Raw genomic sequence first — 14,137 nt, 5'->3', positions numbered from 1 at the left:
CCTGTGTATATTCCGCAGGCCAATGCATTTACCGAAAAAGTCGCAAAAATGTTTAATGGTCATCCAATGACGACCATTACCGAAATTTTGTTTAACGTGCCTTTTACAGCACACTGTATGGGTGGTTGTGCGATTTCTTCAAGTCCAGAGCGCGGCGTGGTAGATGGACAAAACCGTGTCTTTAACTATAAAAACTTATATGTTGTAGATGGTTCAATGTTAGGTGCCAATTTGGGCGTTAACCCAAGTCTTACCATTACAGCTCTTGCAGAACGTGCAATGTCGTATATTCCAGCTAAGCATACTCTGGATGAGCAGCAAGATCATAAAGTAGATGCAGAAATCATAGAGATCACCAAAGCTTCTGCTTAAACCAGTAAGTTGTTTTATAAAAAAAGCCTATTTTAAAATAGGCTTTTTTATTTCGCTTTTTAAATTACATTGCCACGGCTTTAGCGCGAGCTGCATGCAATTTTTTATAGCTCTCGATCAGACGTACATGACGATCAAGTCCTTCTAGTTTCATGCTTGTTGGTGTTAAGCCATAGAAACGAACGCTACCATCGACAGAACCTAATACTGCATCCATTCGTGTGTCACCAAACATACGGCGGAAGTTAGTCAGATAGTCTTCAAGCTCTAGTTCTTCATCTAACATCACTTCAAGCACCACGTTCATGCACTGATAGAACAAGCCACGCTCAACGGTGTTGGTGTTATATTGCAAATAAGTTTCGACTAACTCTTTTGCCTCTTCAAATTGTTGTAAAGCCACATAAATTAGCAATTTCAACTCTAAGATTGTGAGCTGTCCCCAAACTGTATTGTCATCAAACTCGATGCCAATCAGCGTGGTGATTTCTGTGTAATCGTCTAGCTCACATTCTTCTAAGCGCTCAACCAACGCCTCAAGCTGCTCATCATCTAAACGGTGTAGATTTAGAATATCTTCACGGAATGAAAGTGCTTTATTGGTATTGTCCCAAATCAAATCTTCAACCAGATAAATTTCTGAATAATCCGGTACTAAAATACGGCAAGCAGTCGCACCTAAATGCTCATAGACTGCCATATATACTTCTTTGCCCATCTCTTCGAGAATGCCGAACAATGTTGCAGCTTCTTCTGCGTTCGACTCTTCACCTTCGCCAGAAAAATCCCATTCAACAAAGTCATAGTCAGATTTAGAGCTAAAGAAGCGCCAAGAAACCAAACCGCTTGAGTCAATAAAGTGCTCAACAAAGTTATTCGGTTCAGTGACTGCATTACTTTGGAAAGTCGGTTGAGGCAAATCATTTAAACCTTCAAAACTACGACCTTGAAGTAATTCAGTCAGACTACGTTCTAACGCAACTTCAAAACTTGGATGCGCACCGAAAGATGCAAACACCCCACCCGTACGTGGGTTCATTAAAGTCACACACATTACAGGGAACTGGCCACCTAACGATGCATCTTTAACTAATACAGGGAAACCTTGCTCTTCTAGACCTTTAATACCAGCAACAATACCTGGGTATTTTGCTAATACTTCTTCAGGAACATCTGGAAGGGCAATTTCACCTTCTAAAATTTCACGTTTTACAGCACGTTCAAAAATTTCTGACAAGCATTGAACTTGGGCTTCTGCCAAAGTATTGCCCGCACTCATACCATTACTTAAGTACAAGTTTTCAATTAAATTTGATGGGAAATATACAACTTCATCGTCAGACTGGCGCACAAAAGGTAGCGAGCAAATGCCACGCTCTACGTTGCCTGAATTGGTGTCATATAAATGTGTGCCAAGTAACTCATCATCTGGGTTATAAATCTCAAGACAGTATTCATCTAAGATTTCTTTAGGTAATTCACCATTTGGACCCGGCTTAAACCATTTTTCATCTGGATAATGCACAAATTCAGCATTGGCAATTTCTTCACCCCAGAACTGGTCGTTATAGAAGAAGTTACAGTTTAAACGCTCAATAAACTCGCCTAATGCAGACGCTAAAGCACTTTCTTTAGTTGCACCTTTACCGTTGGTAAAACACATAGGAGACTGTGCATCACGAATGTGTAATGACCATACATTCGGCACGATATTACGCCAAGACGCGATTTCAATCTTCATGCCCAAATTTGCCAAAATGGCAGACATATTGGCAATGGTTTCTTCTAACGGCAGGTCTTTACCTTGAATATAGGTATGGCTTTCTGAAGTTAGGCTTGGCAATAACAATGCTTGTGCATCTGCGTCGATGCTTTCAACTTCTTCAATAATAAATTCGGGACCAGTTTGAATCACTTTTTTAACAGTGCAACGGTCAATCGAACGTAAAATCCCTTGGCGATCTTTCTCTGAAATATCGGCTGGTAATTCAATTTGAATTTTAAATGTTTGCTTATAGCGGTTTTCAGGATCAACAATATTATTTTGCGATAAACGAATATTATCGGTTGGGATATCTCGAGCGGCACAATATACTTTTACAAAGTACGCTGCGCACAATGCTGACGATGCTAAAAAATAGTCAAATGGGCCCCGTGCCGAACCGTCACCCTTGTAGCGAATTGGTTGATCGGCAATTACCGTAAAGTCATCGAACTTAGCTTCCTGTCGAAGATTGTCGAGATAATTAACCTTGATTTCCATGCTGGCACCTAAATATTTTTATGTGTCAGCACAGACACATAAAATCTAAATATTGAAAAATAAGCCGAATCACAGCGAAGAAATTGACTTAAAAAAATGAGAGATTAAAGCCACGTGTTTAATGAACGACTCAATTGGCTTTAAATTGGCGGTATTATAGAGGGATTTTGTGCAGTTGATAACTAAAGTTAAAACATTGCCGCTCACAATGCTTTAACTCGTCTTTAATTTACTTAAATATTGAGCGTTAAAACTTAAAGGTGTAATCGACATTCAACCGCGTTTCATTTGTCGAGTGAAAGGTCATATTCGTTGGCATATCGTTGCGGTAGTGAGAAAAACGAGCTCGCATTCCCAATCCTTTTAGCTTACCTTCAGGAATTTTATAGCCCAAATCAAATTCCATCGACTCTTCTTTAAATCGCTGATCACCATATTGCAGTAAATCAATGTCTTCACCTTTTGCATAGCGAGTCATAAAGCGCAGTCCGTTTAATGAAACATCACCTACCCGCGCATTTTTAAAGTCATATTCATAACGAATCGAATAGACTTTTTCGTCTTTATTTGAATAGTCCGAGCTCATAAAATCAAGCACGACCGGACTTTCAGTTCCCGACAAAAATGGTAGACCAGTTGAACCAAACGACTGCATGTAGCCCAAAGAAACAGTATGGTTTTGATAGTTCAAACCAAATAAGCCACTAATATGTCGGTTATCGACCTCTCCTATTTTTTTGCTTCCAGTTTCTTCGCTATTAAAAAAACGCACGTCACTTAAAAAGTTAAGCTGGTCATTTAAAGGCTGCTTCCCGTTAAAACCTAAAAATTGTTGCTGGTAAATATCTTTGAGTTCAGCATGATAAGCACGTAGACGATAATCCTTTAACTGATAGCTTCCACCTAATGTATAAAAAGAATCAGTAGTTGCCGCTTTGTCAAAACGATGATTGATATTGTCTGTTCCAACATCGGTATAACGAATTGAATCGCGCTGACGTACTTCGTCGACATAAAATCCTTCGAGTTGAAGATTTGGAACTTCATTTGAAACAAAGCGGATACCGCGATAAGTCTGAGGGAACAAACGCGCTGGCGATGAAAATATGGTTGGTAATTGTGGAACTAGATCCCCCACAAAAAGCTCATTTTTTCTAAATTTAGCCTTTCCTGTAATGCCGATTTTTCCATAATAATCATCACGCGAGTTATCGGTATTCACTGGTAATAATCCACTACGCGCATAGTCATCAGCACGACTTCCCATCAGGTTAAAACCTGCCATTGCCAATACATCTACACCAAACCCAACTGTCCCTTCGGTATAACCAGACTGTCCTTTAAAAATTAGACCCTGCGCCCAATCTCTGGCTGCTGTATAGGGATATGGGTCTTTTTTATAGTCTCGGTCAAAGTAAAAATTACGAAGTGTCAGCTCAGCTTTACTGTCTGCAATAAACTCAGCATGCACAACTTGACTAAATAATGGGCACAAGCATACCCCCACCCATAATGGTGTCTTTTTCATTTTTTATCTCAACTATTTAATTTTTAATGGATTAAGGTGCTGTTTTAAGCGAGTAGTTTTGCTCTTTTTGACTGCGGTAAAAAGCACTACCCAAACTTAAAATCAGGAAAATAGCCAAAATAAAGACCACACCGTAATAGGCATACAGCGTTGCGGGTGCTATACCTTTATCCAGAAAAATGCCTGCGACCGTTGGCGATAAAATTGCCCCAATTCGTCCAAAACCAATTGCATAACCCACGCCACGACTACGAATTTCAGCATCATAAATTGTTGGAGAAATCGAATACAAACCTGCCACACAGCCATTAATGAGTGTGCCGAGTAATAAACCCACCATGAGTGCAATGCTGACTTGAGATGAGACTGCGACAAATAGGAAAACACATGCCGAGGTCAGCCCTAAAAACAAACTTAAGGCATAAAAGATTTTCATGCGTGATGCCAATAAACCAATAATGGCTGCCCCGAAAATCCCGCCAATACTAATTAAAATACCGGTACTTACACCTTGGTGTGGCGACATCCCCATTGAAATAAGAATTTTTGGTGTCCAGCTCATCACAAAGTAAAAGCCAAACATCACTAAAAAGAATGCAAACCACAAACAAAGTGTTTGAAATCCAAGTTGTCCAGCAAATAACTTGCCCAGTTCACTGCCATTTTGCGTGCTGATTTTTTCATAACGCGGCATAACGGGTAATTCGTTTAGCCCCATACGATTTACAGTTGCATTAATTCGTTCTAGTGCCTGTTTTGGTCGTTTCGCGAGTAAGTAATCTAAAGATTCTGGTAATAACCATGCGCTGATTAGCAGCATTGCAATGGTAGTAATGCCACCTGCTAAAAAGATTGAGCGCCAACCTAAATGCTCAATCAATGCCAGTGATAGTACTCCGCCCAGTGTCGCACCAATTCCATAACCAGTAGACATTAAGCTCACTGCAAGACTGCGCCAGCGAGCATTGGCATATTCACTTGCCAGTACATTACTACTCGCAAGAATGCCGCCCACCCCAATTCCGGTAATAAATCGAAGTGCTGCCAACATGCCGTGGCTTTGTACAAAAGCACAGCCCAACATGCTCAGACCTGCAATGACAAGACAAACTAAGATGAGTAAACGGCGACCAATTTTATCGGCTAAAGGCGCGAGAAAAATTGAACCAGCAGCCATTCCAAAAAGGCCTGAACTGAGTAACAAACCAATTTGTGCCCCTGAAAGTGACCATTCTGCTGACACGAATGGAGCAGTAAATGCCATTACCATCACGTCAAAGCCATCAATAATATTGAGACAAATACAGATCAAAATGACGAACCATTGGTAGCGGCTCATTTTGTTTTGATTGATCTCACTTAGAACGTCTCTTTCCATTTGTGTATCTCCCTTGGATAAGACATACACACGACATTGCCGATATGAGCGATTGGGTGGTTATGCACATCCGTATCCATAATGACCTAGAGGAATATTTGTTTTTTGAGCATCCTGCTCTTTTTCTATACTGAATATTTGGATCCAAAAAATCAACTAAAATTATAAATGGATTATTAAAAAGTATATAAACACATAAATTATATAAGTATAAAATTATTAAAAACATAAAATTAGGATGCTTGAATATTTTTATGGATCCATATTAAAAAATCTATTATGATCGATTCCAGAGCATTTTTTAGCCAAAAAAGCTCAGTTTATTTCTAGGAAATGCAAGATGCATTTATGAAACATCAAAGGATTGTTGTTATGAAACTCAAAAGAGTAAGCCAGCTTACATTGGGACTTTTTTTTGCCAGCCAATTGTTTTACACAACGCAAGCAGCACCTCCAAAAAATCAACAACCACCTAATATCATGATTATTTTGGCCGATGATCTTGGATTTTCAGATATTGGTGCTTATGGTGGCGAAATTAAAACTCCTCATATTGATAGTTTGTTAAAGCAAGGAAAAATGCTTTTTAATTTTCATGCTTCATCAATGTGTTCACCTACTCGTGCACAGCTTATGACAGGTGCAGATAACCACTTGGTAGGTTTAGGTGCTATGTATGAAACTTCAAAACGACAAGAAAAATTGGTTGGAGCAGATAGCCCGCGTGCACTCCTCAAAATTGATGGCTATTCAGGTCATTTAACGCAAAATGCTTATACACTCGCAGAGATTTTAAAGACAAAAGATTATTACACCTTCATGGTTGGTAAATGGCACTTAGGCTATGCTCCCGAACAAAACCCTAAAGCCCGTGGTTTTGATCAATCTTTTGCTCTGCTCGATGGCTTCGATTTACACTTTAAAGACCAGCCTAAAAACTATCCGCGCAATACTCAATATACTGAAAATGGTCAAAAAGTCACACTACCTCATAATTACTATTCGACCGATTTTTTTACACAAAAAGCGTTTGAGTATTTAGACAAAAATAAAGCGCAAAAACCATTTTTTGCCTACCTAGCCTACACCGCTCCACACTGGCCACTACAAGCACCTGCTCATTATAGAGACCTATATAAAGGTAAATATGATCAAGGCTACGATGCAATTCGCAAGCAACGCTTTGAGAGACAAAAGCAATTAGAATTAATTCCTGCAAATGCAGAATATCCAGTCGAACGTGGCAATCAAGCTTTAGGTACCAAAAGCTGGAATGAACTCACCCCACAAGAGCGCAAATATGAAGCGCGTAAAATGGAAGTTTATGCTGGCATGGTTACCCAGTTAGACGACCGCGTGGGCGATGTCATCCAATATCTTAAAAAGCATCATTTATATGACAATACTTTGATTGTGTTTATGTCAGATAACGGCGCTGAAGGTGGTGATCATAATTTCCCAATGGGTGATGCCGACAATCGCTATGAAAATATAGGCAACGCCAGCTCATATCTATACATGGGACCACGCTGGGCCGAAGTGAGCAGCACTCCATTTACGTACTGGAAGTCAGCCGCTTCAGAAGGCGGTGTGCGAGTTCCATTTATTGTTAAATCACCTATTCAGATTTCTAAACAACATGGAATCAACAATAACTTTGCGACAGTCAGAGATATATTCCCCACTGTGATGGAGCTAGCTGGTATTCAAAATAGTCAGGTTTATCCAACTTCAAGCACCAAAATTAAACCATCTGGTTTTAGTCTGATCCCTGCGTTTAAAGATAATACTGCCCGTATTCGTCCTGTTAATTATTATGACTTCAAAGAATTACATGGCAGCCGCTACGCTAAAACTGACGAATGGAAACTTGTTGAAAACTCACCTTCTAAATTTAAGAGCCATGGTTGGGAACTCTACAATTTAAAAACAGATTTTAATGAACAACATAATGTTTACGCAGAACATCCTGAAATCGTTAAAGTCTTAAATGACAAATATTTAAGATATGCTGATGAAAATGGTGTTGTGGATTTTGAGCAATACAATAAAAAGTAGGGAAAACCAGATGAAACAGATCATGATGCTTTCATCGTTCCTCTTACTTTGTGCATGCCAAAAAACCACACCTCAACTACAACAGACCACCTTGCCTGACTTAGGCAGTAAAGCTAAATGTAATTCTTATTCGGGCCTTCCTTCGGGTTGGCCTAAAAATAAAGAAGCAGGCATGGTCAAACTTCCTCAAGGAAAGATTGTTTTAGGCACCACACAAGGTTATGAAGATGAACGCCCATTAAATTTACAGGCAACTTCAGTTCCCGCTTTTTTAATTGATGCGACTGAAATCACCAATGCTCAATTTCAAGAGTTTGTTAAACAAACGGGTTATGTCACCGATGCAGAGAAGCAAGGCGGCGCAGCTATGTTTGTACAACCAGATCATCCAGTTGAAGAATTACAATGGTGGAAATTTGAAAAAGGGGCCAATTGGAAACATCCATGGGGCCCAAACAATCCTAAACAACCTGCACCTCATGAGCCTGTTCGCATGGTGACATGGAATGATGCCTACGCTTATGCAAATTGGCTGGGTCATGACTTACCGACCGAACTTGAATGGGAATATGCAGCCAAAGGTTTTCAGCAAAATTCCGATATTGGCCCGACCCATGAAGGCCATATTGTAGCCAATTTCTGGCAAGGTGAATTTCCATATAAAAATGTTCAGGAAGATGCTTTTAAGGATGTTGCCCCTGTTGGCTGTTTTAGTAAAAACCCATTTGGCTTATATGACTTGATTGGCAATGTATGGGAATGGACGCAAACACCCTATACAGGTCCAAGAGATCACCATATGGGAAATCCCTCGAAATATCGGCAAAGTCACGAACAGATTTTGCAATATACGATTAAAGGTGGATCTTATTTATGCGCTACCAACTATTGCGCGCGTTATCGTGCTGCCGCGAGGCATCCACAGGAACTCGACCTTGCAACTAGCCATGTCGGATTTAGAACAGTAAAACGCTTTTAAACGGATTTAAAAATGAAGCATATTTTTATTTATGGGATTTTCTTCTCAGGGACAACCCTTGCCTGCTGTTTAGCTCATAGTGAAGTAGATGTTAATTTTCAAAATACACTCACACTAAAAACATTCAACTTCGACAGACAATATGAAAATAGTATTAGTCCCGATACTCATAGCTTGAGCCAAGGTCTGATTTATCGTGGTGACTGGTCAACCAAGCTTAATGATATTCAGCTACACCTCAATCCAAGCATCCAATACGCATATCGCCTAAGTAGCGACCAACACACCAATGATATGGTCATACCCTTTGACCCTAACACCAAGACACAAGCACAAGACCAAATTAAATATGGCTTAGGTGCTGGATTTGAATATCAAAACTTTCGCATGAATGTAGGTGAAATCACTCCCGATTCACCACTTATGCCACAAGTGGATACACATCAATTACGAGTTAACTATAAAGGCTTGGAATTAAAATATAAGACACCGCAACAAAATTTCGAGCTAGGTTTGATTAATCGTTATTCACCCAAAAATGAGGAGGACTACCACAAACTCGCCATCTCAAAACATGAATCTGATGGGCTTTACTTTTTCCAATGGGATGGGAAAACGCCTCAATATAATTGGAAATTTTATAATGGTTACTTAACAGATCTCATCAATCAAAGTTACTTTGCTTTTGATTATCAATGGACAAAGCAGCACACCACAAAATTACGTGTGTTTCGCCATGACGATATCGGTAAATCAAAGCTTGGTGAATATGACAATACATCTGTAGGAGCCATGCATTTCATTAAACATGGAAACTTTACAACTGGAATTGGCTATCAAGAAAACTTTGGCAAAGATGGTATTCCAAAACTCGATAATATGCCCATCCCCCATATGGTGAACTGGACCTTAGGCGCGTTTACCAAAGCAGACGAAAAGTCGTATCATTTCGTTGCATCGTATGACTTTAAAGACTACATCAAGGGTCTAAAAGTGACCTATAAATATATTTATGGCGATTCATTTCAAACAATGAATCAAAATGATTTTGAGCAAGAAAGTGATGTGTTGATTCAGTATGATCTCAATGCTTGGATTAAAAATCTTAAGTTTCTTTTCTTAAATATTAACTACGACACCAAACACGGCAAAAGTCTGGATGAACAGCGCATGATGCTTCACTACACTGTTAATTTCTAAATTTTCACTCTCCATAATGGCTTAACCACAGTCATTATGGATCCAAATTAAGATAAATAAAAATTTAACCTCTAAAATTCAAAGTAAATACAAAAGTCTTTAATAGCAATTAAAAATCTACAAAACAACCAAACCTAAAGATCAATATTTTTAAAAAATATACTGCTTATCAATTGACCAATATTTTTATTTATTATAAATTGGATCCAATAAGTGATAAGGAGTCGTCACAATGTTTATTAAAAATGCTTGGTATGTTGCCTGCCGTCCAGAAGAAATCCAAGACAAACCACTAGGTCGCACTATTTGTGGTGAAAAAATTGTTTTTTATCGCGGTAAAGAAAACCAAGTTGCAGCCGTTGAAGATTTTTGTCCCCATCGTGGTGCCCCACTTTCACTTGGCTATGTAGAAGATGGTAACCTTGTATGTGGTTATCATGGTTTAGTCATGGGTTGTGACGGAAAGACCGTCTCAATGCCAGCTCAACGTGTAAATGGTTTCCCTTGCAATAAATCATATGCAGTTGTCGAAAAGTTCGGTTTTATTTGGATCTGGCCAGGCGAGAAAGCTTTAGCAGATGAAACAAAACTGCCAAGTTTAGAATGGGCAGATCATCCTGAATGGAGCTATGGCGGAGGCCTATTCCACATTCAGTGTGACTATCGCTTGATGGTAGATAACCTGATGGATTTAACCCACGAGACCTATGTTCATTCAAGCAGCATCGGACAAAAAGAAATTGATGAGTCATTACCAGTCACTAAAGTTGACGGCGACCATGTCATTACCGAACGCTATATGGAAAATGTGATCGCACCTCCATTTTGGCAAATGGCGCTTCGTGGTAACCACTTAGCAGATGATGTACCTGTTGACCGTTGGCAACGTTGTCACTTCTTTGCTCCAAGTAATGTCCATATTGAAGTGGGTGTAGCGCATGCTGGACATGGTGGTTATCACGCACCAAAAGACAAAAAAGTTTCCTCAATTGTGGTCGATTTTATTACGCCAGAGACTGAAACTTCACATTGGTATTTCTGGGGAATGGCCCGCAACTTCCAGCCAGATAATGCTGAACTCACCGATCAAATTCGTGAAGGCCAAGGTAAAATCTTTACTGAAGATTTAGAAATGCTGGAGCAACAGCAGCAAAACATTTTAAACAATCCACATCGCAAGTTACTGATGCTCAACATCGACGCAGGCGGTGTCCAGTCTCGTAAAGTGATTGATAGACTACTTGCCGAAGAAAATAAAACGCCTCCTGAAACATCCGCACAGAAGTTTCCAAACATTCGGATTATTTAAAGGAGCATGAACATGGACGTTATTATTCAAAAAATTCATCAGCTCACCCCAACCATTCGTGCTTTTGAATTGGTTGCAGCAAATGGTACAGAGCTACCGAATTTTGAAGCAGGTGCACATATTGATGTACATCTAAAAAATGGCCTCACCCGTCAATATTCTCTTTCAAACTGTTGCAGTGAAAAGCATCGTTATGTCATTGGTGTTTTACATGATGCTAATTCACGCGGTGGCTCACGTTGCATCCACACTGAATATCGTGAAGGCGACCATTTAAAGATTGGTGAACCACGCAATTTATTTGAGATTCATCCTCAAACAAAACAGGCAGTTTTATTTGCTGGTGGTATTGGTATTACCCCTATTTTGTCGATGGCATATCGGCTTAAGTCGGCCAATATTCCTTTTGAATTGCACTACTTTGTTCGTAGTCATGAAATGATTGCCTTCTATGGCAACTTAACCGAGCACTTTGGTAACCAAGTCCATTTTCATATTCAAGATCAACCAGACACTGAATGTAATATGGCAGAGGTTTTGGGCCAAGCTTCACCAAATAGACACTTATATGTATGTGGACCAACAGGGTTTATGCAGTTTGTCATGAGCTCAGCCGAACAAGCAGATTGGCATAGCGATCAGTTACATCAAGAGCATTTCGTCGCGCAAAAAGTAGATACGTCTAACGATGAAGCTTTTACTATTGAAGTTAAAGGTACGGGCCGTCGAATTGAAGTACTACCAGAGCAGACTGCTACTGAAGCATTAATTGCAAATGGTTTTGATATTCCTGTTTCATGTGAACAAGGCATTTGTGGCACGTGTATTACCCGCGTTGTAGAAGGCACGCCTGATCATCGGGATCTATTTATGACCGATGAGGAACATGCTTTGAATGACCAGTTTACGCCCTGCTGTTCTCGTGCAAAAACTAAAAATCTTGTGATTGAGCTTTAATACTCAAGTTCCTTTATTCAAACATAAAGGAACTTATTTCATCTTAAGCACTTAAAACATTTCTTAGGGTTTCACCCAAAATCACTACGCTACTGTGTTCACGCATTAAGGTTTCAGCACGCCCTGCCTGACGATGTATCAATGCATCGAAAATCGAACAATGCTGTAAATGTGCATAGTGCAAACGGCGATATTCTGACAAAGCTTGATTCTGGTCATAGGTAATGGCTTGAGCAGAAGCCATCGGCAATTGGTTGTTTTTTGCTAAGGCTTGGATGAGTGCGACGTTTTGCGCGCCCTCAATAATCGTGTCATGAAAAATGACGTTAAAATGGTGATAACGTTCTAGTTCAGCATCGCCAAACTCGTCTTTATCATTAAATAGTTTTTCAGTTTCTTGAATGCAATGTTGCAGCGTCTTTTTCTGCTCTTCACTTAAGCCTTGTTCTGCCAAAGTTTTCGCAGCTAATCCTTCGAGCACACCACGCACTTCAAGCGCATCATGAACAAGTTGTTCTGAAATTTCACGAACCGTGTAGCCACGAGTTGGGTTTTTAATGAGGAGCCCTTCTTGCTCGAGCAACCGAAAGGCAATACGAACAGGCTGCCTTGAAACACCAAGTAACTCGGCAGTCGGAATTTCGGCAATTCTGGCACCGCCTTCAAGTTCCCCTGAAATAATCATTTTTCTTAGTTTAAGTAAAACTTGTTGTCCTGAAGACATTCGCTGCCACACATCACCAAAAACGTCACTTCGATGCTAGCAAGTTCATTTGTAAAATGAAATAAATTTTCTGTGTGAATCAGTGCTTAAGCATGTTTACTGCGTTTAATAAATTAAATTGCAAACTACCTTTCATCAAAGGTTTTTAAGATTATTGACCATAATATCGAGATTGTTACGAATTAAATAAGCTAAGTTAATATCGATGCCTTCAAGCATTTTTTCTTCAACTTTTAAAACCACTTCATTACATTTATTTAGCTTTTCAACACCGCTTTCGGTCAGTGTAATTAAAATACGGCGGCCATGTGTTGGGTCAGGTTTTTTCTCAATCCAGCCATTGACCAGTAAATCTTGCAAAATTTTGTTAGCCGATTGCGGCTTAATAAAAGAGCGCTCAGCAAGTTTGGCATTGGATACATTACTTTTTGAAGCTAAAACAGAAAGCGCAGTAAATTGCGGCAAGGTAATCTCAAGCTCTTTTAAGTGTTCTGTTAAATGTTTACTAATAATTCGGTCAACACGAGCAATCATGTAACTTAACTTAGGCTCATCTTCTACTTTTTTTTGAACTAAATTCGAACGTACCATAACCTTTCAATCATCATAAGAAAATCTGTAATGAAAGTATGAGGCACCAACCCCATACTTTCGTTAAAACTTAGCGAGCACCTGAGCTTTGTACTAAATGTACAGGCTGTTTAGGTTTTTTGACAAGAAGTAATGCAGAGATCGCTGCAATTAAAATCACTGGAATGCTTGAACCAATCACAATGGTTGAGCTTTGTCCAAGTGAGAGTAAAAAACCAGCCATTAAAGGTCCTGCAAAAGAACCGATACGCCCGATTGCAACCGCCGCACCCACTCCTGTCCCACGCATTTCTGTTGGATAATACATGGCAGCTAAACCGTATAATGCAGATTGTCCACCCACAATGAATAAGCCACAACCCACTGCCGAAAGTGCAAGTAAAGCCACGGTTGGGGATATCGCTAAACAGCACAGCGAGAATAAAATGCCGAGATAAATCAGCTTAATCACAAAGCTCATGCGTAATTTATCAAGCAATACGCCCATGAGGATTGAACCTAAAATTCCCCCCACGTTGTAGCCCATCTGTACATAGTTTGCCTGAAGTTTCGATAAGCCTTGCGCGCCCATCAGTAACGGCAACCAGTTCAACAAGAAATACAGTACAACGAGCGTACAGAAAAAACTGACCCAAAGCTGAATCGTCGACATACGACGTTCTTTCGCAAATAAAACTTCCAAGAATGGCGTCGTTTTTTGCGCTTGACCTTTACGTTGCAGGTAATCATTTGACTCAGGTAAAAAGCGCATAATCAGTGGAATGAGTAAAATTGGCGC

Annotated in this window: 12 protein-coding genes; 6 read left to right on the top strand and 6 right to left on the bottom strand. The window is 39.8% G+C overall.

Annotated elements, in window-relative coordinates; genetic code table 11:
• On the top strand, positions 1-372 hold a 372-nt coding region (locus tag UC75_RS21520), incomplete at its 5' end, for a GMC family oxidoreductase (RefSeq protein ID WP_228137335.1).
• 64 nt (positions 373-436) lie between these two features.
• On the opposite strand, the gene UC75_RS12280 is transcribed toward UC75_RS21520, so the two are convergent.
• The 3 genes from UC75_RS12280 to UC75_RS12270 all read right to left on the bottom strand — a co-directional run bounded on the left by UC75_RS12280 (position 437) and on the right by UC75_RS12270 (position 5,541).
• Complete coding sequence (locus UC75_RS12280; protein ID WP_049837764.1) at positions 437-2,635, bottom strand: OsmC domain/YcaO domain-containing protein; 2,199 nt, start codon at positions 2,633-2,635, stop codon at positions 437-439.
• Between the two features lie 247 nt (positions 2,636-2,882).
• Positions 2,883-4,163: an OprD family outer membrane porin gene (locus UC75_RS12275; RefSeq protein WP_049837763.1), complete on the bottom strand. Its 1,281-nt coding sequence runs from the start codon at positions 4,161-4,163 to the stop codon at positions 2,883-2,885.
• Between the two features lie 31 nt (positions 4,164-4,194).
• Positions 4,195-5,541 carry an MFS transporter gene (locus UC75_RS12270; protein WP_049837762.1) on the bottom strand — a complete coding sequence of 449 codons (1,347 nt, stop codon included), beginning with the start codon at positions 5,539-5,541 and terminating at the stop codon, positions 4,195-4,197.
• Between the two features lie 372 nt (positions 5,542-5,913).
• On the opposite strand from UC75_RS12270, the gene UC75_RS12265 reads away from it, so the two are divergent.
• From UC75_RS12265 to UC75_RS12245, 5 genes are all read left to right on the top strand, one after another.
• Positions 5,914-7,599 carry an arylsulfatase gene (locus UC75_RS12265; RefSeq protein WP_049837846.1) on the top strand — a complete coding sequence of 562 codons (1,686 nt, stop codon included), beginning with the start codon at positions 5,914-5,916 and terminating at the stop codon, positions 7,597-7,599.
• 25 nt (positions 7,600-7,624) lie between these two features.
• On the top strand, positions 7,625-8,578 hold the full coding sequence (locus UC75_RS12260; RefSeq protein ID WP_128825273.1) for a formylglycine-generating enzyme family protein: 954 nt from the start codon (positions 7,625-7,627) through the stop codon (positions 8,576-8,578).
• Between the two features lie 12 nt (positions 8,579-8,590).
• Positions 8,591-9,778, top strand: a complete 1,188-nt coding sequence (locus UC75_RS12255; RefSeq protein WP_049837760.1) for an OprD family outer membrane porin — start codon at positions 8,591-8,593, stop codon at positions 9,776-9,778.
• Positions 9,779-10,010: 232 nt separating this feature from the next.
• Positions 10,011-11,087, top strand: a complete 1,077-nt coding sequence (locus tag UC75_RS12250; RefSeq protein ID WP_049837759.1) for an aromatic ring-hydroxylating oxygenase subunit alpha — start codon at positions 10,011-10,013, stop codon at positions 11,085-11,087.
• A gap of 12 nt (positions 11,088-11,099) precedes the next feature.
• Positions 11,100-12,044, top strand: a complete 945-nt coding sequence (locus tag UC75_RS12245) for a PDR/VanB family oxidoreductase (protein ID WP_049837758.1) — start codon at positions 11,100-11,102, stop codon at positions 12,042-12,044.
• A gap of 43 nt (positions 12,045-12,087) precedes the next feature.
• On the opposite strand, the gene UC75_RS12240 is transcribed toward UC75_RS12245, so the two are convergent.
• The 3 genes from UC75_RS12240 to UC75_RS21515 all read right to left on the bottom strand — a co-directional run.
• Positions 12,088-12,780 (bottom strand): GntR family transcriptional regulator, encoded by a 693-nt coding sequence (locus UC75_RS12240; RefSeq protein ID WP_128825260.1) that lies wholly within the window; start codon positions 12,778-12,780, stop codon positions 12,088-12,090.
• Positions 12,781-12,903: 123 nt separating this feature from the next.
• Positions 12,904-13,359 carry a MarR family winged helix-turn-helix transcriptional regulator gene (locus tag UC75_RS12235; RefSeq protein WP_049837756.1) on the bottom strand — a complete coding sequence of 152 codons (456 nt, stop codon included), beginning with the start codon at positions 13,357-13,359 and terminating at the stop codon, positions 12,904-12,906.
• A gap of 70 nt (positions 13,360-13,429) precedes the next feature.
• A partial coding sequence (locus tag UC75_RS21515) for an MFS transporter (protein WP_228137334.1) occupies positions 13,430-14,137 on the bottom strand: 708 nt, incomplete at its 5' end.

The organism is Acinetobacter sp. V2, from assembly GCF_001188385.1.
Classification (GTDB): Bacteria; Pseudomonadota; Gammaproteobacteria; order Pseudomonadales; family Moraxellaceae; genus Acinetobacter; species Acinetobacter oleivorans.
The sequence above is the reverse complement of the archived record's forward strand: the minus strand, read 5'-3'. Positions and strand labels throughout refer to the sequence as shown.